Here is a 24,114-nt window from a genome sequence, read left to right on the forward strand (position 1 = left end):
GGAACTTATAATTTAGTACATATCTTTAGATGGAACGCGGAGTGCTGGGAAACTAGCACGCTCCGTGTGGAGCAGGGGAAAAGCTGGAGATAACCTCAAATGCTTACCTATTGCTGACATATGTTGAATAAGGAGTTGTCGATGCGACAGCTCCTATTGTGTTAAAGAGGCAGGATTGTGTAAGAAGAAATGAAACAGTGTTAATAGTGCAATAACTGTTTGAATAGAGAGGAGGAATTAACTTGCGACAAAGAATTTCTATTTTGGTAATTTTCTTATTTACCGTGTTATTTATTTCTGCATGCGATAAAAGTGTAGGAGACAATGAAGAGTATCCCTATGGACATTATGAAGATGATAAAATGATAGGAACTGTATTGGAAGTAAATAAAAGTGAAAACAACATTGTTGTTAATATTTCTGAATGGGAAAAACGAGATAGAAAAGGTCCTGGTATAAATGATGATGGATTCTCTTATAGAGCTAACTTAACTATAGAAACAGTTATTAAACACGAAGATGAAACGGAAGCATCTATCAATGATATAAAAAAGGGACAAAAAGTTTTAGTCAATCCACCAAGAGGGGATGATTTCGGAGGTCAGCCAGATGAAATTATTTTATTAGAGATGTCTTAAGAAGAAAAATATTCACGACTTCAATCACATATAGACGGGTTTAATTTAGCTGTAATGTATGAAGATGGGAAAAAGTTACCAACGGAAATGCAAGAATCAGTCTATGAGAACGTTATGAACATATTGGAGGGCACAGAACAAAGAGCCGTAGCTTCGTGGGTGCCTTATGATGATAATTATGTTGTTGATTATAAAGAAGAGTTGGACATAGAACAGTTTCCAGCAATACTAGTCTTTAACAAGGAAGAGTTGCTTTATGAATTAGCCGAGAACACTCGTGACTTCAGTCATGAGATGAATCGGCTTCGGACAAGGGATGGGCATTTGCCATCTCAATTGTCCAACTGTTTGCGTGCTACATGTAAGTAATTAGATACGAGTTTTTGTACAAATCATCCCCTTGAAATTAAGGAACAAATGTTTGTTTCACTCTCTCGAAAATGGTATAATTGACCTAATGAGGAGGTGAAACTATGATTGTAAACAAAGCCTATAAATTTCGCATCTATCCCAATAAAAAACAGACTGAACTTATCAATAAAACCATTGGTTGTTCAAGGTTCGTTTTTAACTTCTTTTTCGGGAAACAAAAAGAAAAAGATGCTTATTGGTATATCAGCCAAGAAATGGTTCAAAATGGTCACTTACCAGCGAACAACTGGAAAGGGACGTGTTTAAATAAATACAAGACGGTTAAAGCTCTCCCTGAATTAAAGAAGCACTATGTGTTTTTAAAAGAGGTTGATAGTATTGCCTTGCAAAGATCAGTTGAAAATTTAGCCAATTCCTATAATCGTTACTACAAGAAACAAAATAAGTACCCCCGTTTCAAATCTAAAAAGAATCCTGTTCAGTCTTATACAACAAAACAAACAAATGGAAATATTGCAGTATTAGATAAACACATTAAACTCCCAAAACTGGGGCTTGTTCGTTATGCTAAAAGTCGAGAAGTAAAAGGTAGGATCTTAAATGTTACCGTTAGGAGAAACCCTTCTGGAAAATACTTTGTGTCTATATTAACCGAAACACAAGTTAAAGAATTACCTAAAACAGGCTCAGCTATTGGAATAGACGTAGGTCTGAAAAATTTTGCTATTCTTTCTGATGGGACAATCTATTCTAATCCAAAGTTTTTCCGCACCATGGAAAAAAAGTTAGCTAAAGCACAAAGGATTATGAGTAGACGGTCAAAAGGTGGTGCAAATTGGAATAAAGCTAGAATCAAAGTAGCTCGTATCCATGAAAAAATTACTAATTCACGAAAAGATTACTTAGATAAAATCTCCACTGAGATTGTCAAAAACCACGACGTGATCGGAATGGAAGATTTGTCAGTAAGTAATATGCTCAAAAATCACAACCTGGCAAAGGCAATCAGTGAAGTATCGTGGGCAGAATTCAAATCAATGCTTGCGTACAAAGCCGAATGGTATGGCAAACAGGTTGTAACAGTTGCGAAGAATTTCCCATCCAGTCAGCTTTGCTCCTGTTGTGGCTATCAAAACAAAGACGTTAAAAATCTCGGATTACGTGAATGGGAGTGCACGAAGTGCCATACCCATCTTGACCGCGATATTAACGCAGGAATCAATCTTAAAAATGAAGCCGTAAGACTTCTTAACCTCAGGACCTGAGGGGATCGCCTAATCAATTAGAAACCGGTAGGTTTCTGTACTTAGGAATCTCGGTACTTCAGTGCCGAGTAGTTCAAAATAATGAAGTTACTGAAGATGAAATAAAAGAAAGACTCAATGGTTCGTATAAAGGTATTATTTATGATAATGGTGATGTGTATGGCTTTTTATGTACAGGTGAATCAGCTCAAATACCAGTTGGGCACAAATATGGTGTGTATGACGATAAAAATGTAGATATAGGTTTTGGTATGGACCCAGATTATGTAGGTAAAGGTTACGGGTATAATTTTTGTTCATTTATAATTAACTACATAAGAGAAAACTACGCGGCAACTCCCATAAGATTATCAGTTGCAACATTCAATAAGAGAGCCATTCATTTATATGAAAAACTAGGGTTTGTAAAGAAGGACAAATTTACTAGTGACTTTGCAGAGTTCATTACCATGATTAAATTTAATTAACTAATCATCAACAAACGGAGAGTTTTAGGTGAACAAGACAATAAAAAAACAAACACTTGAACATTCAAACTTGAAAGTAATTTTAGCTTGCACTAAAATTACATTAAAAGGGAATGGAGGTAATAGTATGGAATTTTGGATAATGACAGGTGGTGGGATTATAGCTATTGGAGCTTCAGTTTGGTACTATGCTTCATTAGGAAAGAGTATTTCAAAGGAGGAAAAAGAGGTAGGAAAAGACTTATCTTATGAAACAAATCCATATACAGGTTCTTCAAAGTCAAAAAAGTAATTTGCCACAAAACAAGAAACACTTCACAGTCGATTAGTTCCCACATATATTGTTCCTTCTGTATTTTAATTGTAAATAATCAAAAGCAAATCCCACCTACAATTGTTAGATGGGATTTATTTTACATTTAATTATTTAATAACTGCTTAGGTGCCTATATCAGTTTAAACAATAATAGTGGGAGCTTCTTATTGTTTAGGTTTTAATTTTTTTAAAAAGCTGCTATCAGGTGTGATAAATAATGTTTTTTGATTATCATACGTGACATATCCTGGTTTTGCACCATTTGGTTTTTTTACATGGCGAATCCTCGTATAATCTACAGGTACGGAAGATGAAGCTTTTGCTTTACTGAAAAGCGCAGCCAGCTGTGCAGCTTCTGCTAATGTTTCTGCATCTGGATCAGTATCACGGATAATCACATGTGAACCTGGTATATCTTTGGTATGTAACCAAATTTCATTTTGTGCTGCTAGTCGAGTAGTAACATACTCGTTTTGCTTATTGTTTTTCCCAACTAATATTGGGGTTCCATTACTTGAAACAAATTTTTCGGGTTCTGGTTTTTTAGATTTTTTAGGTTTCTTGCGATGCTTTTCTTTCGTTTTTAAATACCCTTGTTCACGTAATTCTTCTCTGATCTCCTCAATATCTTCTACACGCGCTTCACCAATTTGTTGAATTAATTCATCTAGATAGGTAATCTCTAACTTTGCTTTTTCAATTTCACGAATCACCATCTGTTTTGATTTCTTTAACTTTTGGTATGTTTTAAAATAACTTTGCGCATTTTCGCTAGGCGTTTTATTCGGATTCAGTTCAATTGTTATTTCTTTTTGATCTGGGTCGTAATAGTTAATAACAGTTGCTTGTTTATCACCTTGTTTTACGGCATGCATATTAGCAGTGAGTAGTTCTCCATTTCGCTGATACATTGCTGCTTTTTCAGCTTTTTTTAATGTCTGTTCTTGCTTTTTAATTTTGCGGACATTTTTTTCACGTTCATTTTTAAGAAAACGTAATAAATCTCCTGCCTGTTGTTTAACACGATCTCGTTCTGCTTTCCCAGAATAGAATGTATCAAGCATTTCGCTTACTGTTGGGAAAACTTCCTTTTCACTCAGTTGAGTTAAAGGTAATACATAGAAATCCTCTTTTGGTTCTTGGTAAATGGTTGGTTGATACTTATGATCTTGAAGAGTTGCTTGTATTTCTTTGAATGCTTCTTCATATTTTTCAAGTGAACCTAAATGAGCTCGTGCTACGATTTCCTTTGCTAACAATGGCGAAACACCCATAAATGTTTGAACAATTTGTTGATCTAGCTTTCCTGCATTTAAGTCCATTTTTTTACGAAATGTTTCAGAGTCAGTAGTAATAGGATTGATTTTCCCTTGATCTGGTGGTAATACATAAGCTTGTCCTGGCAAAATCGTCCGATGTCTGTTTTGTGCAGGAGATACATGCTTAATGCTGTCTAGAATATGACCCTTTTCTTGATCGATTAACAGAATATTACTGTGTTTGCCCATGATCTCAATTACTAATGTTTTTTCTGTTTCGTCACCAATTTCATTCTTTCCTTTTACTGAAAAAGTAACAATTCGCTCGTTTTCGTATTGTTCAATTCCCTTAATAAAACTACCAACTAGGTGCTTTCTTAAAAGCATGCAAAACATTGGTGGTTCGGTTGGGTTTTGGTACGTATCTTTTGTTAAGTGAAAACGTGAATAGCTAGGATGTGCGGATAATAACAAGGAATTATTTTTACCTTGTGCTCGTATCGTAAATACCAATTCTGTTTGTGTTGGCTGATAAATTTTCATGATTCGTCCCGATGTTAATTGTTGTTGTAGTTCATGCGTAGTTGCTCGGGTAACAACACCATCAAATGCCATATTAATCACCTCTATTGTTCTATTATAGCATTTTTTTATCCCATTCTGCATAGATATCAATACGAGTGAAAGTAGATGGAGGAATGCGATGTGAATTGGTATCAATTAAGTGGAGAAAAAATCATGGACAAGCTTTCAGTCAAGCGATCTGTCGGGTTGACAAAAGCAACAGCAAAATTACGCTTAGATAAAATGGGTCCAAATCAGTTAGATGCAAAAAAAGATCGCTCATTGTTTTTTTTGTTTCTAAAACAATTTCAAGATTTCATGGTGCTCGTGCTATTAGCGGCAACGTTGTTATCAGGACTATTAGGTGAATATGTCGATGCGATAGCCATTATTGTGATTGTTATCATTAATAGTTTGTTAGGATTTTTTCAAGAACAAAAAGCAGAAAAGTCATTATCAAAGTTAAAAGAATTATCTGCCCCTGTTGCACAAGTATTTCGTGATGAAGAATGGATTACAATTCCATCTAATCAAGTTGTTCCAGGGGATATTATAAAAATGACAGGTGGAGATCGGATTGTTGCAGATATCCGAATTATAGAGGGTGAGAGTTTAGAAATTGAGGAATCAGCTCTAACAGGAGAATCAATGCCGATCAGCAAAAAGACGAAGCCTATTTTAGAAGATGGGCTTGATTATGCAGATCAAAAGAATATGGCTTTTATGGGCACGCTTGTAACGAAAGGGAATGGAATAGGTGTTGTGGTAGCAACAGGGATGAAAACAGTAATGGGACAAATTGCAGATTTATTAGTCCAAACAAAACCACAACCAACACCGTTAGAGAGGAGATTAGCTGACTTAGGTAAAGTTCTAATTATTGTTGCCTTATTGTTGACAGCTTTTGTCGTTCTACTAGGCGTTTGGCAAGGTCATCCTATGTATGATATGTTCTTAGCCGGCGTTTCACTCGCTGTTGCTGCAATTCCAGAAGGGTTACCTGCTATTGTAACAGTGGCATTGTCACTAGGTGTTCAGCGGATGATCCGGAAAAAGGCGATTGTTCGTAAATTGTCTGCGGTAGAAACATTAGGGAGTACATCCGTCATTTGCTCAGATAAAACAGGGACAATGACCGAGAATAGAATGACAGTAAAGCAAATTTTTACGAATCAACAAATGATTCATGTCACAGGAGAAGGGCATGGATTAACTGGTGAATTCTATCAAGGGCAAAGACAAGTTGCAGGTAGTTTCGTTCAAGATATTTTGTTATATGGAATGATTTGTAATCATGCAGAACTCAGAAAGAAAAATAAGCAATGGCAAATAGATGGTGACCCAACAGAAGGAGCGTTGTTGGTAGCTGCAAATAAAGCTAAACTTTCTGAAGAGGATCGTAAAAAGTTTAAGATTATTGATGAAGTACCATTTGATTCAGAAAGAAAACGGATGACTGTTATCGTAGAAGATCAAAACAAACAGCGGTTTGCCATCACAAAAGGTGCACCAGATGTTTTGTTACCTAGAGTAAATTACATTGCTGATGAAAATGGAAGAAGACCTTATACAAGTAAAGATCAAAATAGAATAGAAAAGACGCTTAATGATATGACAGGAGATGCTCTGAGAACCATTGCTATTTGTATCAAACCATTAACGGATGAAACGACAACAGATAGTTATATGGTTGAGAATAACGTAACCTTTGTCGGACTGGTTGGTATGATTGATCCACCACGTAAAGAGGTCAAAAAAGCGATTCGAGCGTGTAAGGATGCCGGGATAAAAACCGTCATGATTACTGGAGACCATGCTAAGACTGCTGAAGCTATTGCAAAACAATTAGACTTAATCCCATTAAATGGACGTGTTTTAAGTGGTTCTCAATTGAATCAAATGTCAGAACACGACTTGCGTGATCAAGTAGAAGATGTATATGTGTTTGCTCGCGTTACCCCTGCTCATAAATTAAAAATTGTTCAAGCATTACAAGGAAATGGCCATGTTGTAGCTATGACAGGTGATGGTGTTAATGATGCACCAGCAATGAAAGCAAGTGACATTGGTGTAAGTATGGGGAGATCAGGAACAGATGTAGCAAAAGAAGCATCCGCCTTAGTCTTATTGGATGATAATTTTGCAACAATTCAAGCAGCAATTCAAGAAGGCCGTAATATTTATGAAAACATTCGTAAGTTTATTAGATATTTGTTAGCATCAAATGTCGGTGAAATTTTAGTTATGTTATTTGCGATTTTATTGGCATTACCACTGCCATTAATTCCAGTGCAAATATTATGGGTGAATTTAGTTACTGATGGTTTACCAGCTATGGCACTGGGACTTGACCAAGCGGAAAAGAATGTAATGAAAACAGGACCGCGACCTGTTAAAGAAGGGATTTTTTCTCGAGGTCTAGGATTTAAGATAATAACGCGAGGATTAATGATTGGTTTAGTTACTTTGGTAGCGTTTGTAACTGCTTATCAAAACACCCCAGAGCATTTAACCTATGCTAGAACTATAGCTTTTACGACACTAGTGATGGCCCAACTAATCCATGTGTTTGATTGTCGTAGTGAAAAATCCGTTTTTGCACGTAATCCACTGCAAAACCTATATTTGATAGGTGCAGTATTGTCGTCGATCATTTTACTGTTAGTAGTAATTTATTATCCACCGCTTCAAGTCGTTTTTGAAACGGTTGAGCTTATGATGCGTGACTGGATATTTATCCTAGCACTTAGTGCAATTCCAACTGTGTTGTTCGGTTTTACAACTAGTAAAGATAAATCAAATAACAAGAAGTAACAAAAAGTGTGTAGAATTTAAATTCTACACACTTTTTGTGGGTGTTATGCATTATTTTTTGTTATGATGAAGATGTTGAGAATTCTACTTTTAAAGTTTAAAAGATGGATGTGATTTTTGGTGAAAAGTATGACTGGTTATGGAAGAGATGTTCTGAAACTAGAGGATACTACTATTTCTGTGGAGATAAGAAGTGTGAACCATCGATTTTTAGATGTTTCCATGAAGATGCCACGTAATTTCTATGTGATAGAAGATAAAATAAAAAGTGTTATCCAACAGTATTTTGCCCGTGGTAAATTTGATTTATTTATAACGATTGAAGGTAAAGAGTTAGTGAAAAGAAACCTAGATATTGATTGGGAACTATTAGACCAATATGATGATGCAATACAACAAATGAAATCACGTTATCATTTAGATGACCATGTTGTTGCTGCAATGATTTCACGAATGGAAGAAGTAGTTACAATCCAAGAAATTGAACAAGAAACAGATCAGATCAAAGAAACTATTATTATGAGTGTACATAATGCATGTCAAAAGCTAGCCGAAATGCGTGATGTCGAGGGTCAAGCTTTAAAGGATGATATTGTTTTACGATTAGAGAACATGGAGCAAATCATAAATAGGTTGGGTGAGAGAAGAGAAACTGTTATAATAGAGTATCGTGATCGAATGGAAAAACGTGTGAAAGACTTTTTTTCACAGCATTACTTAGATGACGATAGCAAGATTTATCAGGAAATTGCACTACTAGCGGAAAAGGGAGATATAACAGAGGAAGTAACACGCCTTCATAGTCATGTCATTCAGTTCTTAACGACTGTAAAACAAGAAAATATTGTTGGTCGGAAATTGGAGTTTATTCTACAGGAAATGCTACGTGAAACGAATACAATTGGTTCAAAATCAAACGATACATACATTAGCCGATGGGTTGTCACGTTAAAAACTGAAATGGAAAAAATCAAAGAACAAATTCAAAACATTGAATAAATATTTTCATCTATCATGTTTTTATACTATAATAAGTGAGACAAAAATATAAAAGAAGTGTAAAATGTTGAATACAGGTAGATGCTGTATGGAAGAGGGGGAGCAAGATTGAGCTTACGATTAATAAATATAGGATTTGGAAATGTCGTCTCAGCAAATCGAATAATTTCAATTGTATCACCAGAATCTGCACCAATTAAACGAATTATTACGGTTGCTAGAGATAATAATAAATTAGTAGATGCAACGTATGGTCGTAGAACAAGAGCTGTCATCATTACAGACAGTGACCATGTTGTTTTATCAGCTGTTCAACCAGAAACAGTTGGCCAACGTGTACTAAGTCATGAAGAAGTTGTAGAAGAATAATTATTAGACATGAATTTACGTAATAATTCGTGCAAACAGGAGGACGTATTTTGATCGAAGAGAAAGGAATTTTATTTGTTTTATCAGGCCCGTCAGGTGTTGGAAAAGGAACAGTTCGAAAAGCATTATTTGAAAAAGATACCGCTTTGCAGTATTCGATTTCAATGACAACACGACAAAAGCGTGCGGGGGAACAGGAAGCAGTTGACTATTTTTATCGGACAAAAGATGAATTTAAGTCAATGATAGAAGAGAACCAATTATTGGAGTACGCTGAATATGTAGGGAATTATTATGGAACACCACGAAAATATGTTGAGGAAACCTTAGCAAAAGGAAATGATGTATTTTTAGAAATTGAAGTACAAGGTGCATTGCAAGTAAAAGAAAACTTCCCTGAGGGTGTTTTCGTATTCTTGTCACCACCAAGTTTAGAAGAACTGAAAAATCGTATTGTTAGCCGTGGAACAGAAAGTGATGCATTAGTAACGAATAGACTACAAGCAGCTAAAGATGAAATTCAACTGATGGATGCTTATGACTATGTTGTCGTTAATGATCAAGTGGATAAAGCGGTAGAAAAAGTTCAAGCGATTGTTAAAAGTGAACACTGTAAAAGAGAACGTGTTGCAAAACAATATAAGAAAGTTTTGGAGGTTGAATAAGTATGTTGTTAGAGCCATCTATTGATAAGTTACAAACGATTATTAATTCAAAATACACATTAATTACACTATCTGCTCGACGTGCACGAGAAATTCAAATAACAAAGAAGTCTCAGCTTGAAAATCCACAATCCGTTAAGAATGTAGGAATTGCACTTGAAGAAATTCAAGCAGGTAAACTAACATACATCGCATCAGATGCTAAAGAAAGACAATAATTGATCCGATAATAAAGTGATCTCCCTCGTTTGCAATATTGCAGACGAGGGTTTCTTCTATAATTGTGTAAAAAATGCTAAAATAATAGAAGATGCATGAAAAGTCCGTTAAGCTTTGAGTTTTAGTCCTAGTTTTAGTGGAGAGGAGAAATGAGCAATGTTAAACGGTTTACGTATAGTCTTAGGTGTTACAGGCGGAATAGCAGCTTACAAAGCATGTGCATTAACGAGTAAACTGGTTCAAAAGGGTGCTGAGGTGAAGGTGATCATGACAGAAGGGGCACAAGAATTTGTCACACCATTAACTTTTCAAGCATTATCACGTAATCCTGTTTATACGGACACATTTGATGAGAAAGATGCTAAAGAAATTGCCCATATTGACATAGCTGATTGGGCAGATTTATTTATCCTTGCGCCTACAACAGCTAATATGATCGGGAAAATTGCTAATGGAATAGCGGATGATATGTTATCCACAACAATTCTTGCGACAGAAGCAGATGTCTATATTGCACCTGCAATGAATGTACATATGTATGCACACCCTGCTGTGATTCGGAATATGAAAACGTTAGAAAGTTGGGGTTATAAATTCGTTGAGCCTGGAGAAGGTTACCTTGCTTGTGGTTATGTAGGGAAAGGGAGATTAGAAGAGCCTGAAACAATAGTATCTGTCCTGGAACAAGACCAAGCAAAACAGCACGTTTTGGCAGGCAAAAAAGTGCTAATATCTGCAGGTCCAACCCAAGAAAAGATAGATCCTGTTCGGTTTTTTACCAATCATTCCTCAGGGAAAATGGGTTTTGCTTTAGCTGAATCCGCTGCACAACTAGGTGCTGACGTTACACTTGTAACGGGTCCTGTGACATTAGATACACCAGCAAATGTTGATCGTATTGATGTTGTGACAGCACAAGAAATGCATGAACATATGATGGAACATTTTCCGGAAAGCGATATTGTTATTAAAGCAGCTGCCGTTGCAGATTATTTTCCTAAAAATACCTATGACCATAAAATGAAAAAAGCGGAAGGAACGCTAACGATTGAAATGGATCGAACAACCGATATTTTAAAAGAATTGGGTCGAGCTAAAACGAATCAATTCTTAGTGGGATTTGCTGCTGAAACAAATAGCCCGCTTGAATTTGGTAAGAAAAAATTAGTGAGTAAAAATTTAGATGCAATTATCGTTAATGATATACAAGCAGCTGGATCTGGATTTAGATCAGATACAAATGATGTCACATATATCCATAAAGACGGGAAAAATAAACATCTAGCATTAGCAACGAAAAAACAAATTGCAAACCAAATACTCGAGCAAATTATTTCAGATTTAAAGGCTGATGCAACGTGAATATAGCGAAAGTAGTAGTCGATGTACCAGCGGCTCAAACGAATCGTGTGTTTGATTATAAAATCCCTGATAATCTAACAGGTACAATTTATCAGGGGATGCGCGTGATTGTACCTTTTGGCCCGCGAAAAATAATGGGCTACGTCCTTGAAATAACAGATCATTCAGATCTTGACCCACTTAAAGTAAAAGAAATCATCGAACTAATGGATATTACCCCCGTTTTAACAGAAGAATTGCTGGATTTGGGGAAATGGCTAGCTGGACATACGTTGAGTTTTTATATTTCTACTTTTCAAGCCATGCTACCACAAGCATTAAAAGCTACATATCAAAAAGAAATACATCGTTTACAAGACAGTCCGTTTGACAATGATCTTGACAAAATGTTTCATGGAAGAGATTACCTTGATTATCAAGAGTTTGTTGAACGAAAAGGGTCGCATAAACAATTACAACAAGCGATTCAAGATGGTTTGATTGAAATGGTGTATCAAGTAAATTCAAAAGAAACTTACAAAAAAAGCACCTTAATTAGTGCAAATAAAGATGCGTTAGAGCTAGAAGAAGTAATTAGTAATATGTCAGCACAAGCAAAGAAAAAAATAACAATATTACGTTATTTTCAGGAACATCCTGAACCTATAGTAAAAAAAGATTTAATTCAAAAACTTCATACAACACATGCAACGATTAAACCATTAATTGATGAAGGTGTGCTCAAAGAAGAAGTAAAAGAGATCTACCGCAATCCTTACAAGGATGATCAAATTGAACGAACAACTGCACTCCCTCTGATGGACCAGCAAAAAAAAGTAATGAAACCAATAATTAATACGATCGATTCGAAACAGCATGATGTCTTTCTTTTACATGGGGTTACAGGTAGTGGTAAAACAGAAGTTTATTTACAATCGATTCAACAGGTTTTAAGAGAAGGTAAAGAGGCAATCGTACTTGTACCAGAAATATCACTAACGCCCCAAATGGTAAACCGATTTAAAGGTCGTTTTGGATCTGAGGTTGCGGTAATGCATAGTGCCCTATCAAAAGGAGAACGGTTTGATGAATGGCGGAAAATTCAACGTAAAGAGGTTAAAGTTGTTGTAGGAGCACGCTCAGCAATTTTCGCTCCCTTTGAAAATGTTGGTATTATTATTATTGATGAAGAGCATGAAACAAGTTATAAACAAGAAGAGCATCCGCGCTATCATACACGTGATGTCGCAATTTATCGTGCGCAGTATCATGATTGTCCAGTTATTCTAGGGAGTGCAACGCCAACTTTAGAGTCATACGCTCGTGCGAAGAAAGGGATTTATCAGCTTCTAGCTATGCCTGATCGGATGAATAAAACAAAGATGCCAACTGTAGAGATAGTTGATATGCGTGAAGAACTCCATGCTGGAAATCGAACCATGTTTTCTAGGCAGTTAAAAGAAGATATTGAACAGCGAATAGCTAGAAAAGAACAGGTAGTTCTGTTTTTAAATCGTCGAGGCTATTCAACTTTTGTCATGTGTCGGGATTGTGGTTATGTGATAAACTGCCCACATTGTGACATTGCTTTAACATACCATCGAAAAAATCAAACTTTAAAATGTCACTATTGTAGTTACGAGGAAAAGATGCCACCACATTGCCCAGATTGTAAGAGTGAAACAATTCGTTATTTTGGTACAGGCACCCAAAAGGTAGAAGAAGCAATACAAGAATTGATTCCAGAAGCGCGTGTTATACGGATGGATGTTGATACAACAAGGCGCAAAGGTTCACACGAGAAATTACTTGATCAATTTGGTAATCATGAAGCAGATATTTTACTAGGAACACAAATGATTGCAAAAGGTTTAGATTTCGGTAATGTCACTTTAGTTGGGGTTTTAGCTGCTGATAGTTTATTGCATTTACCAGATTTTCGAGCAGCTGAAAAAACATTTCAATTATTAACACAAGTTAGTGGTCGAGCCGGTCGTCATGAGCTTCCTGGCGAAGTTGTTATACAAACGTACTCGCCTGAACACTATAGTGTTGATTTGGCTGCACAATATGATTATGAAGGTTTTTTTAATAAAGAAATGCTCTTACGTAAAACGTATCAATATCCTCCTTTTTATTTCTTAACCTTAATAACAGTATCACATCCAAATCAATTAAAAGCACTGGAAATAACACGTACAATTAGTCAACTGTTAATCAAGCACTTATCTGATGCGGCGCGTATTCTAGGACCTACACCATCACCGCTTACAAGGATAAAAGATAGATATCGTTTTCAGTGCATGGTAAAATACAAAAACGAGCCAGAACAACGGCGCGTTTTACAACGGATATTAGCTTATTATGAAAAAGAGATACAAAAGAATGATTTATTGATTCAAATTGATTTACAACCTTATCAATTAATGTAAAAAGCGAGGGATTAGATGAAGAATGTAGTATTTATGGGAACACCTGATTTTTCTGTTCCAATTCTTAAACAATTATTAAAAGATGAGTATAACGTTGTGTTAGCTGTCACACAACCAGATCGACCAAAGGGGAGAAAGAAGGAATTAACCCCCCCACCTGTAAAAGTAGAAGCAATAAAGCACGGGATTCCCGTTTATCAGCCTGAAAAGGTGAAGGATACGTATCAAGAGATTCTTGCGTATAATCCAGATATCATTGTAACAGCAGCATTTGGTCAAATTTTACCTAAAGCATTATTGGATGTTCCTCAATTTGGATGTATCAATGTCCATGCATCGCTGTTACCAGAGTTACGCGGGGGTGCACCAATTCATTATTCGATTTTACAAGGAAAATCAGAAACTGGGATTACAATTATGTATATGGTGGAAAAATTAGATGCAGGAGATATTTTATCTCAAACCAAAGTAGCAATTAAGCATGAAGACCATGTTGGTTCCTTACACGATAAATTAGCAGTTGCTGGTGCCGCACTGCTTCATGATACGATGCCAAATATTTTAAATGGTACAATTACACCTGAAGAACAAGATGAACGTTTGGTTACGTATGCACCGAATATTACACGTGAGCAAGAAATAGTGGATTGGAATAACACGAGCCAAATGATTTATAATCATATTCGTGGGCTCCACCCTTGGCCTGTTGCAAGTACTAAATTAAAAGGCAAAAACCTGAAAATTTGGTGGGGAGAAATGATACACTCCACATATGAGAATGCACCTGGAGAAATTGTAGCAATAAGTGAAAAGGCAATAATTGTCTGTTGTGGTGATGGTAAAGGCATAGCCTTGACTGAAATACAACCTGCAGGTAAGAAAAAGATGAATGTAGCCGATTTTATCCGCGGTAGTGGTCAATCGGTCAAAATAGGCGAAAAATTAGGAGAATGATATGACGAAATATAGTTTACGCTCAAGTGCATTAGATATATTACTGCGTGTTGGAGATAATGGTGCTTTTAGTCATCTTTTAATAGATCAAGCACTTAAATCAAACAAAATTGCTGTACGTGATCAAGCGTTATTAACAGAAATGGTCTATGGTACCCTACAACGAAAATTATCATTAGATTATTTCGTTAACCATTTTGTTGCAAAACCAAATAAATTAAAATCATGGGTCAGATGGTTACTTTACTTATCTTTTTATCAAATGCACTATTTGTCAAAGGTACCTGATCACGCAATTATTCATGAAGCAGTATCGATTGCTAATGAGAGAGGACACAAGGGGATTTCTTCCTTAGTTAATGGTGTCTTGCGAAGTGCGCAACGCCAAGGATTTCCGTCATTTGAGGCAATTAGTGATGATGTAGAACGCATTAGTTTAGCGACTAGTCATCCTGCTTGGCTTGTTGATCGTTGGATAAAACAGTATGGATTGGAAAAAACAGAAGTAATCTGTCAAGCTAATTTAGACTCAAAACCTCTCAGTGTCCGTGTTCAACCATTAAGAATAACTAAAGAACAAGCGATCGATCAATTACAAGAAGAAGGCTATCAGACAGCCCAATCATCTTTTTCACCGCAAGGTCTTATTGTTGAAGAAGGAAACATATTGAAAAGTGAGTTGTTTCAGAAAGATTGTCTAACAATTCAAGACCAAAGCTCCATGCTGGTTGCGGAAATGATGCAAATTGAAGAGAATCAGTATGTCTTAGATGCCTGCAGTGCTCCTGGAGGAAAAACAACGCATATTGCTGAAAAATTAAACAACACTGGGCAAGTCATGGCATATGACCTACATGAAAAAAAGGTAGATCTTGTTGCTGTAAAGGCATTTGCCTTAGGGTTATCAAATATTGAAACAAAAGGAGCAGATTCACGAGAATTGTCGGCTTTCCATGAGCCAAATTCATTTGATCGTATTCTAATTGATGCCCCGTGTTCAGGATTAGGTGTTATTAGAGGAAAGCCAGATATAAAATATAATAAAGATGAAGCGGATATTATGAAGTTAGCAAAAATTCAACTAGAATTATTAGAAAATATTTCCCCTTTATTAAAAAAAGATGGTAAACTTTTATATAGTACTTGTACGGTAGATAAAGAGGAAAATGAGCGTGTAATTGAAGCATTTTTACAAGCCCATCCTGATTTTGAGATAGATCAAACTTTCTTTACAGAACTTCCAGACGTATTGAAACAAGCGCCAGGTATAACTACAACAGGTCTGCAAATTTTTCCAGATGATTATCAAACAGATGGTTTCTTCCTGACACGTATACAGAAGAAAGGCTAGTAGTTGCATATTAACACTTAAATGCTTAACAGGTTTGAAGAATGGATAATACGAGGTGAGTCAAATGAATCAATATTATTTAACGGATCAGGGTAAGGTGAGAGAGCATAATGAGGATATTGGTGGTGTTTTTTATAATAAGGATAACCAGCAATTATCTGTAGTAGCTGATGGAATGGGAGGTCACAAAGCGGGAGATGTGGCTAGTCAAATGGTAATAGACTATCTAAGTGAGAAGTGGAAAGAGTCTACCTTTCTTATGACAAAAGAAGAGACTGAAAAATGGTTATCTCATTCAATTCAAGAGGTCAACCAACAAGTCTATCGCTATGCACAAGAAAATGTTGATTATGCTGGAATGGGAACAACCGTAGTTGCAGTTCTATTTGCTGCTGATTTTATTTCCGTTGCGCATATAGGTGATAGTCGTTGTTATCTTTATCACAATCAAGCATTACGACAAGTGACAGAAGATCACTCTTTAGTTAATGAACTCGTTCGTACTGGTCAGCTATCTAAAGAAGATGCGGAATATCACCCTCGAAAAAATGTCTTACTGAAAGCTTTAGGTACAGATGAAGAAATTATACCTGATGTTAACACGGAAGAATGGTATTTATCAGATCGATTGTTAATCTGTTCTGATGGGCTATCTAATAAAGTCACAGACAAAGAATTAGAGGATTTCTTAGAAAAAGATATTACACTAGAAGAAATTTCTCAACAATTAGTTGATTTGGCCAATGAACGTGGTGGAGAAGATAATATTACAGTTGTCTTATCAGAGCATGACGAATCTGTAGAAGGTGATTTATCGTGATAGAAGGGCGCTTGCTTAGTGATCGATACAAGGTTCGGAGGATTATTGGCGGTGGAGGGATGGCGAATGTATACCTTGGCCATGACACCATATTAGATCGAGAAGTGGCGATCAAAGTATTACGACTAGAATATGCAAATGATGACGAATTTATCACGCGTTTTCATCGGGAAGCACAATCGGCAACAAGCTTGTCTCATCCAAATATTGTTAATATATATGATGTTGGGGATGAAGAGAATATTTACTACATGGTAATGGAATATGTTGAAGGAATGACACTTAAAAAATATATTCAACTATATGGTCCGATACCTGCTGAAGAGTCAATTGAAATTATGCGTCAACTTACTTCAGCTATTGAGCATGCACATGCAAATAATATTGTTCATCGCGATATCAAACCTCAAAATATATTAATTGATCCTTATGGAAAAGTGAAAGTGACAGACTTTGGTATTGCCTTAGCATTAACTGCAACATCATTAACACAAACAAACTCAATGCTAGGTTCTGTACATTACCTATCACCAGAGCAAGCACGTGGTGGGATGGCAAATGAAAAGTCAGATATCTATTCATTAGGCATTGTGTTTTTTGAACTCTTAACTGGTCGCATTCCTTTCTCTGGACAATCTGCTGTTTCTATTGCATTAAAACACTTGCAATCTAATACACCTTCTGTTAGAAGGTGGAATCCGGATATACCACAGAGCATTGAAAATATAGTATTAAAGTCTACTACAAAAGATCCTTTTTATCGTTATAATTCAGTTGAAGCCCTTGAAGAAGATTTATTAACTGCTTTACAACCAAATCGTATTAATGAAGCTGCATATGTTCCACCTGAAGAAGAGGGTGAAGAGACAAAAGCAATTCCTATTATTAACGATCAGAATTTTGAAAAGAATAAATCAGTAGAAGATACACTTGTTCATACGAAGAATACATCAATACAAAATGGGAATGCTCATGATATCAATCAGAGTGACAGTAATAAATCTGATAAGAAGAAAAAGAAAAGGTTTAAACCGCTTATTTGGATATCGGTATTATTTATTGTTTTATTGGGGTCTGGTTTATTTGCATTATTTGTTTTACCGAGTTGGCTCCAGCCAGATGATGTAACCATCCCAGAGCTCGAAGGAGAAACATATACGGAAGCATTAAAAGAGCTTACCGATTTAGGTTTAGATGTTATGTACGAAGAGGAGTTTTCTGATGAGATTCCTGAAAATCATGTTATACGAATAAATCCAAATGCAGGCACAAATATAAAAGAGGGTTCTCAGGTGACCGTTTATTCGAGTCAAGGAAAAGCAACACAAGAATTTTCAAATTATGTTGGTCAACGTTTTGATCAAGTAAGAAGAATATTGCAACAAAAAGGATATCAAGAAATACAGTATGATGAAAAACATTCTGATGAGCCAGAAGGTTATATCATTGCACAAAATAATCCCGAGCCGAATGAAGTAGTAGTACCGTCAGAAACAACGGTGATTTTTGTGGTCAGTATTGGGAAAAAGTCTGTCACATTAAATGATTTAACCGGTATGAGTGAACAAGCTGCAATCGATTATTTAAGTGATCAAGATTTATCTGGTACTGTTATCGACGAGAATTCAGCTGAAGTGGAAAAAGGAAATGTTATTCGTCAATCTCCTAGTGCTGGTACTGAAGTAAAAGAGGATTCAGTCGTTGAGATTGTTGTTTCACGAGGTAAAAAGGAAAAACCACCGATAACACATTCCGTATCATTCACTGTTCCTTATACTGGAGGGTCTAATGGACAATCAGAAAACAATAATGCTCCGCAAGAGGTTAGGATTTATATAGAAGATATGGAGTATGATCTAACAAGTCTTTATGAAACAGAGTCGATTCGAGAAGATACGCCTTTTACGGTTCGACTAACCATCGCATCAGGGAAAACTGCAACATATAAAGTAGAAAGAGATGATGAAGTATTCCTGCAAAAAACGATAGCTTATGAAGAAGTGGAAGGTGGGTGAGTCGATGCCTGAAGGGAAAATCATGAAAGCATTAAGTGGCTTTTATTATGTTAAGTGTGATAATGGTGTTTATCAATGTAGGGGACGTGGTTTATTTCGCAAAAAGAATATCACTCCCCTCGTTGGTGATGTAGTCGAATTTGACATTAGTAACCCCAATGAAGGCTACATTTATGAGGTTAAGAAGCGGCATAATCAAATGAGAAGACCTCCAATTGCAAATATTGATCAAGCGATCATTGTTGTTTCAGCAAAAGAGCCAGATTTTAGTGCCTTATTATTAGACCGCTTTTTAGTATTGGTTGAGGCGAAGCGGATTGAACCGGTTATTTTCATCTCAAAAGTAGATATGCTTTCTGAACAAGAAGAAAAGAGAATAAAAGAAATTCAAGAAAGTTATCGTCAAATAGGATACCAGGTCGAAACATCATCAACAAAAGACGGTTCAGATTTACAGCAGCTGATCCCGTACTTTTCTGATAATATTTCTGTAATTGCCGGGCAGTCAGGAGTTGGGAAGTCTTCTCTTTTAAACAAGTTGAATCCACTACTTGATATTGAGACAAATGAAATATCAAATAGCTTGGGCCGTGGAAAACACACTACTAGGCATGTTGAATTAGTTGAAATAGCAGGTGGCCTAGTAGCTGACACACCTGGTTTTAGTTCATTAGAATTTGATGAGATTGAATTAGAAGAGTTACCAGATTGTTTCCCAGAGATGGAAGCGAGAAAAGAAAATTGTAAGTTTAGAGGCTGTATGCACATAAATGAACCGAAATGTGCAGTTAAAGCAGCACTTGAAAATGAGGAAATTACCGAATTTAGATATGAACACTATGTTCAATTCTATCATGAAATTAAAGACAGAAAGCCGAGGTATTAAGTTATGACAAAAATTGCTCCATCAATTTTATCAGCAGATTTTGCTCGATTAAAAGAAGAAATATTAGAAGTAGAACAAGGCGGAGCGGATTATATTCACGTTGATGTTATGGATGGACACTTTGTTCCAAATATAACAATTGGTCCACTTGTTGTAGAAGCAATTCGACCAATTACATCTTTACCATTGGATGTACATTTAATGATTGAAAATCCAGCAGACTATATTGACGCTTTTGCAAAAGCAGGGGCTGATATCATTTCTGTTCATGTTGAAGCAAGTGTCCATTTGCATCGCACGATCCACGCCATTAAAAATGCTGGAGTGAAGGCGGGTGTTGTCATTAATCCTGCTACACCTGCAGAAATGCTCTATCCAATTTTAAAAGATATTGATTTAGTCCTGTTTATGACGGTGAACCCAGGATTTGGCGGACAAGCTTTTATTGCGGATGTATTAAGCAAAATAAAGCAAGTAGATAAGTGGCGTCAAGATTTTGCCCCACATGTTGAGTTCGAAGTAGATGGTGGTATTAACCAGACAACAGCTAAACTGTGTACGGATGCTGGTGTTGATGTTTTAGTTGCAGGTAGCGCGATTTTTAATGAAAAAAATCGTGAAAATGCAATTCAAAACATTCGAAATGCAACGAAATAATGTGAATGAACTAAGGGGTAGTACACAATGAAGACTGTTGCAATTGTAGCTGGGGGTCCTATTGAATTTGTTCCAGATTTAATGTCTTACAAAAACCAAGTAGATTATTGGATAGGTGCCGATCGAGGTGCTCTTGTACTTGTAAATGCAGGTATGAGACTAGATCTTGCAATTGGAGATTTTGACTCCATAACAGAGAACGAGTTTGAACAAGTATCTACTAACGCAACTTCTATAGAAACTTATCCTGTTGATAAAGATGAAACAGATTTGGATTTAGCTATTGTTAAGGCTATCCTACTCGCACCAGAGAAGTTAATCTTGTTTGGTGCAACAGGTGGTAGGATAGATCATACATTAGCAAATATCCAGCTTTTATATCGTTTACAACAGGAACAGTTGCAGACAACCATTATAGATAATCAAAATGAACTAACATTATTTAATCCGGGAAGTTATGAAGTAGAACAAAATTTATTATATCCAATTATTTCATTTGTTCCTTTCTCCTCTTGTATAGAAGGATTGACGTTAGAGGGGTTTTACTATCCTTTAGAAGATGGTTCTGTAGAATGGGGATCAACGCTTTGTCTTTCGAATAAGCTTCTTTCGAAAAAAGGTACTTTTTCTTTTCGTAAAGGCATATTAATAGTGATAAAGAGTCGTGATGTACTTATCGAGCATCATAATCATACAATAATATGAAGTGTTCTTTGTCATATCGAAAAGAGGAGGGGTTCTTTTGAAATTTTATACTATTAAACTCCCAAGGTTCATTGGTGGCTTCGTACGTGTGATCATTGGTTCTTTTAAAAAGGATTAAATCGCTCAGCCAATCGTAACAAAAAAGCACCTACATGTAGGTGCTTTTTTGTTACGCAAATATAAGTTTTTCTAAGCTATTATACGCGTTCTACTTTTCCAGATTTCAAAGCACGTGCAGATACATAAACACGTTTCGGTTTACCATCTACCATGATACGTACCTTTTGTACGTTTGCTTTCCATGTACGTTTATTAGCGTTCATCGCGTGTGAGCGGTTATTCCCACTAGTTGTTTTACGTCCAGTTACTACACATTTACGTCCCATATTAATCCCTCCTACTTACATCTATCTCATTACATACTAATATAATTTATCATAATTACAAGGTAAATGCAATCTATACTCGAACAAATGATAGATTATGTGCAGAAAATATTCTTCTAATATAATATTATTTGCTTTCATTTTTGGGGCAAAAATGGCATAATGAGTAGGGTATAAAGCATAAACACTTGACATAAATTAATTTTTCGTCCATTGTATAAAGGGGTTTAGCTAGAAAGCTAAAAAAAAGTTTTTATAATTTTTTAACACTAAATAGTAAAGTTGCTTAGGTGAAAAAACACATCTGAAACTGCTTTCAAAATCTAACGGTTTGTTGTAAAATGTTTGGTATCATAGTTGTTTTATTTTCTTAATGTTTAGGTATTTAAGCATAGAGTGTTAAGAGGGTTATAAATTATAAATGGCAGTTAATTAAGATCTAACCAAGGAGGATAATGTTATGTCTATTGAATTAACAACAAAAGACGGACATGTCACAATTACTAATGAAGTAATTTCGACAGTTGCTGGAGGTGCAGCAATTGAGTGTTATGGTATAGTAGGGATGGCATCAAAAAATCAATTGAAGGATGGCATTGCAGAAATATTAAGAAAAGAAAACTTCTCAAAAGGTGTTATTGTTCGCCAAGATGGAGAGAAAATTAGCATAGACATGTATATTATAGTTAGCTATGGCACAAAGATTTCTGAGGTTGCTCATAACGTACAGTCTCAAGTTAAATATACATTGGATAAAACATTAGGTTTATCAATCCATGCTGTTAACATATTTATTCAAGGCGTGAGAGTTCAAGCTGAATAAGAAATATATATCCGATATGTAAAAAATTTAATCATGATATTTGTTAGGGCTTAGTTATAAAGGAGGAAGTTGTAGTGGTGGTTCGAACGTTAGAAGGATCAGCGTTTGCACAAATGGTATTACTAGGTGCAAACAATTTGACGAATAATGCTAAAATGATTGATGCATTAAATGTATTTCCTGTTCCAGATGGAGACACAGGTACTAATATGAATTTATCGATGACTTCAGGAGCAGCTGAAGTTAAAAAACTAGAAGCAAACAAGAAAACAACTGCAGAGGTTTCTGAAGCATTTGCTAAAGGGCTATTAATGGGTGCTAGAGGAAACTCTGGTGTTATACTATCCCAATTATTTCGCGGCTTCTCTAAAGGTGTAGATGGAGCTGAAACACTAGATCCTAAAAGCTTTGCAAAAGCTTTACAAGCTGGCGTTAACACAGCTTACAAGGCGGTTATTAAGCCTGTTGAGGGTACAATACTTACAGTTGCAAAAGATACAGCAAAAAAAGCTGAAGAAATTGCAAAAACAACAGATGATATGATCGTGTTTTTGGAAGGTGTTGTTGAAGCTAGTAAAAAATCATTGGCAACTACACCAGATCTACTACCAGTTTTAAAGGAAGTTGGTGTAGTAGATAGTGGTGGACAAGGCCTAGTGGTTATTTATGAAGGCTTTTTAGCATCTTTAAAAGGTGAGGAATTACCAGATCATGTTGATTCAGATGTTGAAATGGATGATATGGTTAATGCTGAGCACCATAAATTGGCTCAAGGATTTATGCAAACAGAAGATATCGAATTTGGATATTGTACTGAGATTATGGTTAAATTTGAAGATGAAAAATTGAAGGAAAATCCTTATGATGAAGAAGCGTTTCGTCAAGAGCTAAGTGAAATTGGGGACTCATTACTAGTAGTTTCTGATGATGAGATTGTTAAGGTACATGTTCATGTTGAGTACCCAGGAGAAGTTATAAACTTAGGTCAACGTTTTGGTAGTTTTCTAAACATAAAAGTGGAGAATATGCGAGAGCAACACACATCTATTGTTGGTGATCAAAAAGAAAAGCCTAAACAGAAACCGAAGCAAAAGCAAGAATATGCAATTGTCTCAGTAGCTATGGGTGAAGGATTAAAAGAATTATTGGAAAGTCTTGGTGCTTCTGTTGTCATACAAGGTGGCCAGACAATGAATCCAAGTACACAAGACATCACCGAAGCGATAGAAGAAGCACATGCTAAACGTGTGATTATTCTTCCTAATAATAAAAATATTATAATGGCAGCTGAACAAGCTGCAACACTAAGTGATGATGAAGTTGTTGTTGTTCCAACCAAAACAATTCCTCAAGGTATGAGTGCGTTGTTAGCATTTCACCCTGAAGCTGACTTGGAAACAAACAAAAACAATATGATTGAGGCAAGTGACTTAGTTAAAACTGGGCAAATAACTTATGCGGTAAGAGATACACAAATTGACGGTATGACCATTGCTAATGGAAATTTTATGGGGTTAGCAGATGGGGAAATTAAGGTAAATGCAAAAGATAAATTAGATGTAGTGAAACAATTATTGGCTGAACTGATCACAGAAGATGACGAGATCGTCACGATCTTACAAGGTGAAGATGCAACTGATGAAGAAACTGCTTTAATTGAATCTTTCATTGAAACAGAATATGAAGATGTTGAAATTGAGATTCATCAAGGTAAGCAACCAATTTATTCTTATATTTTTGCAATTGAATAATGCATTAAGCTCAGGTTCTAAGTGAATCCTGAGCTTTTCTTATGTT

The 24,114-nt window shown here is 35.9% G+C and carries 24 protein-coding genes; 22 read left to right on the plus strand and 2 right to left on the minus strand.

The window, feature by feature from the left end; all coding sequences use genetic code 11:
- Window positions 1-242: 242 nt before the first annotated feature.
- From D2K40_RS00005 to D2K40_RS16285, 5 genes are all read left to right on the plus strand, one after another.
- Window positions 243-638 (plus strand): hypothetical protein, encoded by a 396-nt coding sequence (locus D2K40_RS00005; RefSeq protein ID WP_117151666.1) that lies wholly within the window; start codon window positions 243-245, stop codon window positions 636-638.
- Between the two features lie 54 nt (window positions 639-692).
- Window positions 693-1,007 (plus strand): hypothetical protein, encoded by a 315-nt coding sequence (locus tag D2K40_RS00010; protein WP_117151668.1) that lies wholly within the window; start codon window positions 693-695, stop codon window positions 1,005-1,007.
- A 104-nt stretch (window positions 1,008-1,111) separates the two neighbouring features.
- Window positions 1,112-2,275, plus strand: a complete 1,164-nt coding sequence (gene tnpB / locus D2K40_RS00015; protein ID WP_117151670.1) for an IS200/IS605 family element RNA-guided endonuclease TnpB — start codon at window positions 1,112-1,114, stop codon at window positions 2,273-2,275.
- A 47-nt stretch (window positions 2,276-2,322) separates the two neighbouring features.
- Entirely contained in the window at window positions 2,323-2,742 is a 420-nt protein-coding gene (locus D2K40_RS00020) for a GNAT family N-acetyltransferase (RefSeq protein WP_268237306.1), read from the plus strand.
- Between the two features lie 127 nt (window positions 2,743-2,869).
- On the plus strand, window positions 2,870-3,034 hold the full coding sequence (locus tag D2K40_RS16285; RefSeq protein ID WP_162879093.1) for a hypothetical protein: 165 nt from the start codon (window positions 2,870-2,872) through the stop codon (window positions 3,032-3,034).
- A 188-nt stretch (window positions 3,035-3,222) separates the two neighbouring features.
- Here the strand turns inward: D2K40_RS16285 and D2K40_RS00030 are convergent, their stop codons facing one another.
- Window positions 3,223-4,932 carry an Rqc2 family fibronectin-binding protein gene (locus tag D2K40_RS00030; RefSeq protein WP_117151675.1) on the minus strand — a complete coding sequence of 570 codons (1,710 nt, stop codon included), beginning with the start codon at window positions 4,930-4,932 and terminating at the stop codon, window positions 3,223-3,225.
- Window positions 4,933-5,022: 90 nt separating this feature from the next.
- Here D2K40_RS00030 and D2K40_RS00035 point away from each other — a divergent pair, with 90 nt between their 5' ends.
- From D2K40_RS00035 to spoVM, 15 genes are all read left to right on the plus strand, one after another.
- Window positions 5,023-7,695: a cation-translocating P-type ATPase gene (locus D2K40_RS00035; RefSeq protein WP_229666585.1), complete on the plus strand. Its 2,673-nt coding sequence runs from the start codon at window positions 5,023-5,025 to the stop codon at window positions 7,693-7,695.
- 120 nt (window positions 7,696-7,815) lie between these two features.
- On the plus strand, window positions 7,816-8,694 hold the full coding sequence (locus D2K40_RS00040; protein ID WP_188618770.1) for a YicC/YloC family endoribonuclease: 879 nt from the start codon (window positions 7,816-7,818) through the stop codon (window positions 8,692-8,694).
- 108 nt (window positions 8,695-8,802) lie between these two features.
- Complete coding sequence (remA, locus tag D2K40_RS00045) at window positions 8,803-9,063, plus strand: extracellular matrix/biofilm regulator RemA (RefSeq protein WP_117151681.1); 261 nt, start codon at window positions 8,803-8,805, stop codon at window positions 9,061-9,063.
- Window positions 9,064-9,113: 50 nt separating this feature from the next.
- Window positions 9,114-9,728, plus strand: coding sequence for a guanylate kinase (gmk, locus tag D2K40_RS00050; protein WP_117151683.1), 615 nt, complete (start codon window positions 9,114-9,116; stop codon window positions 9,726-9,728).
- 5 nt (window positions 9,729-9,733) lie between these two features.
- Window positions 9,734-9,946 carry a DNA-directed RNA polymerase subunit omega gene (gene rpoZ, locus D2K40_RS00055; RefSeq protein WP_117152411.1) on the plus strand — a complete coding sequence of 71 codons (213 nt, stop codon included), beginning with the start codon at window positions 9,734-9,736 and terminating at the stop codon, window positions 9,944-9,946.
- Between the two features lie 157 nt (window positions 9,947-10,103).
- Window positions 10,104-11,309 carry a bifunctional phosphopantothenoylcysteine decarboxylase/phosphopantothenate--cysteine ligase CoaBC gene (coaBC, locus tag D2K40_RS00060; protein WP_117151685.1) on the plus strand — a complete coding sequence of 402 codons (1,206 nt, stop codon included), beginning with the start codon at window positions 10,104-10,106 and terminating at the stop codon, window positions 11,307-11,309.
- Window positions 11,306-13,720, plus strand: coding sequence for a primosomal protein N' (priA, locus tag D2K40_RS00065; protein WP_117151687.1), 2,415 nt, complete (start codon window positions 11,306-11,308; stop codon window positions 13,718-13,720). Before coaBC ends, priA begins: the two co-directional genes overlap by 4 nt.
- A 15-nt stretch (window positions 13,721-13,735) precedes the next feature.
- Window positions 13,736-14,674 (plus strand): methionyl-tRNA formyltransferase, encoded by a 939-nt coding sequence (gene fmt / locus D2K40_RS00070; protein ID WP_117151690.1) that lies wholly within the window; start codon window positions 13,736-13,738, stop codon window positions 14,672-14,674.
- A 1-nt stretch (window position 14,675) separates the two neighbouring features.
- A complete protein-coding gene (gene rsmB / locus D2K40_RS00075; protein ID WP_117151692.1) occupies window positions 14,676-16,025 on the plus strand; it encodes a 16S rRNA (cytosine(967)-C(5))-methyltransferase RsmB in 1,350 nt (449 codons plus the stop codon).
- Window positions 16,026-16,089: 64 nt separating this feature from the next.
- The gene (locus D2K40_RS00080) at window positions 16,090-16,845 is read left to right on the plus strand and encodes a Stp1/IreP family PP2C-type Ser/Thr phosphatase (protein ID WP_117151694.1); all 756 of its coding nucleotides are present in this window, start codon (window positions 16,090-16,092) and stop codon (window positions 16,843-16,845) included.
- Complete coding sequence (gene pknB, locus D2K40_RS00085) at window positions 16,842-18,860, plus strand: Stk1 family PASTA domain-containing Ser/Thr kinase (RefSeq protein ID WP_117151696.1); 2,019 nt, start codon at window positions 16,842-16,844, stop codon at window positions 18,858-18,860. The genes D2K40_RS00080 and pknB overlap by 4 nt, the downstream gene beginning before the upstream one ends.
- Before the next feature lie 4 nt (window positions 18,861-18,864).
- On the plus strand, window positions 18,865-19,746 hold the full coding sequence (gene rsgA, locus D2K40_RS00090; protein WP_117151698.1) for a ribosome small subunit-dependent GTPase A: 882 nt from the start codon (window positions 18,865-18,867) through the stop codon (window positions 19,744-19,746).
- Between the two features lie 3 nt (window positions 19,747-19,749).
- Window positions 19,750-20,403: a ribulose-phosphate 3-epimerase gene (rpe, locus tag D2K40_RS00095; protein WP_117151700.1), complete on the plus strand. Its 654-nt coding sequence runs from the start codon at window positions 19,750-19,752 to the stop codon at window positions 20,401-20,403.
- A 27-nt stretch (window positions 20,404-20,430) separates the two neighbouring features.
- Window positions 20,431-21,108, plus strand: a complete 678-nt coding sequence (locus D2K40_RS00100) for a thiamine diphosphokinase (protein ID WP_117151702.1) — start codon at window positions 20,431-20,433, stop codon at window positions 21,106-21,108.
- A gap of 37 nt (window positions 21,109-21,145) precedes the next feature.
- Entirely contained in the window at window positions 21,146-21,226 is an 81-nt protein-coding gene (spoVM, locus tag D2K40_RS00105) for a stage V sporulation protein SpoVM (RefSeq protein WP_117151704.1), read from the plus strand.
- A 79-nt stretch (window positions 21,227-21,305) separates the two neighbouring features.
- Here the strand turns inward: spoVM and rpmB are convergent, their stop codons facing one another.
- The gene (gene rpmB, locus D2K40_RS00110) at window positions 21,306-21,494 is read right to left on the minus strand and encodes a 50S ribosomal protein L28 (RefSeq protein ID WP_117151706.1); all 189 of its coding nucleotides are present in this window, start codon (window positions 21,492-21,494) and stop codon (window positions 21,306-21,308) included.
- A 460-nt stretch (window positions 21,495-21,954) separates the two neighbouring features.
- Between rpmB and D2K40_RS00115 the strand changes: the two genes are divergently transcribed.
- The gene (locus tag D2K40_RS00115; RefSeq protein WP_117151708.1) at window positions 21,955-22,317 is read left to right on the plus strand and encodes an Asp23/Gls24 family envelope stress response protein; all 363 of its coding nucleotides are present in this window, start codon (window positions 21,955-21,957) and stop codon (window positions 22,315-22,317) included.
- Between the two features lie 74 nt (window positions 22,318-22,391).
- Window positions 22,392-24,068 (plus strand): DAK2 domain-containing protein, encoded by a 1,677-nt coding sequence (locus tag D2K40_RS00120; protein ID WP_117151710.1) that lies wholly within the window; start codon window positions 22,392-22,394, stop codon window positions 24,066-24,068.
- Window positions 24,069-24,114 lie beyond the last annotated feature (46 nt).

Origin of the sequence: Paraliobacillus quinghaiensis (assembly GCF_003426025.1) — a bacterium.
Classification (GTDB): Bacteria; Bacillota; Bacilli; order Bacillales; family Amphibacillaceae; genus Paraliobacillus_A; species Paraliobacillus_A quinghaiensis.

Excerpts from the sequence above, each read along its gene's own strand:
- rpe (WP_117151700.1), top strand. The coding sequence starts at position 19,750 with ATGACAAAAATTGCTCCATCAATTTTATCAGCAGATTTTGCTCGATTA.
- tnpB (WP_117151670.1), top strand. The coding sequence starts at position 1,112 with ATGATTGTAAACAAAGCCTATAAATTTCGCATCTATCCCAATAAAAAA.
- rsgA (WP_117151698.1), top strand. The coding sequence starts at position 18,865 with ATGCCTGAAGGGAAAATCATGAAAGCATTAAGTGGCTTTTATTATGTT.
- fmt (WP_117151690.1), top strand. The coding sequence starts at position 13,736 with ATGAAGAATGTAGTATTTATGGGAACACCTGATTTTTCTGTTCCAATT.
- D2K40_RS00030 (WP_117151675.1), bottom strand. The coding sequence starts at position 4,932 with ATGGCATTTGATGGTGTTGTTACCCGAGCAACTACGCATGAACTACAA.
- rpmB (WP_117151706.1), bottom strand. The coding sequence starts at position 21,494 with ATGGGACGTAAATGTGTAGTAACTGGACGTAAAACAACTAGTGGGAAT.
- D2K40_RS00115 (WP_117151708.1), top strand. The coding sequence starts at position 21,955 with ATGTCTATTGAATTAACAACAAAAGACGGACATGTCACAATTACTAAT.
- D2K40_RS16285 (WP_162879093.1), top strand. The coding sequence starts at position 2,870 with ATGGAATTTTGGATAATGACAGGTGGTGGGATTATAGCTATTGGAGCT.
- coaBC (WP_117151685.1), top strand. The coding sequence starts at position 10,104 with ATGTTAAACGGTTTACGTATAGTCTTAGGTGTTACAGGCGGAATAGCA.
- rsmB (WP_117151692.1), top strand. The coding sequence starts at position 14,676 with ATGACGAAATATAGTTTACGCTCAAGTGCATTAGATATATTACTGCGT.
- D2K40_RS00080 (WP_117151694.1), top strand. The coding sequence starts at position 16,090 with ATGAATCAATATTATTTAACGGATCAGGGTAAGGTGAGAGAGCATAAT.
- D2K40_RS00010 (WP_117151668.1), top strand. The coding sequence starts at position 693 with ATGTATGAAGATGGGAAAAAGTTACCAACGGAAATGCAAGAATCAGTC.
- D2K40_RS00100 (WP_117151702.1), top strand. The coding sequence starts at position 20,431 with ATGAAGACTGTTGCAATTGTAGCTGGGGGTCCTATTGAATTTGTTCCA.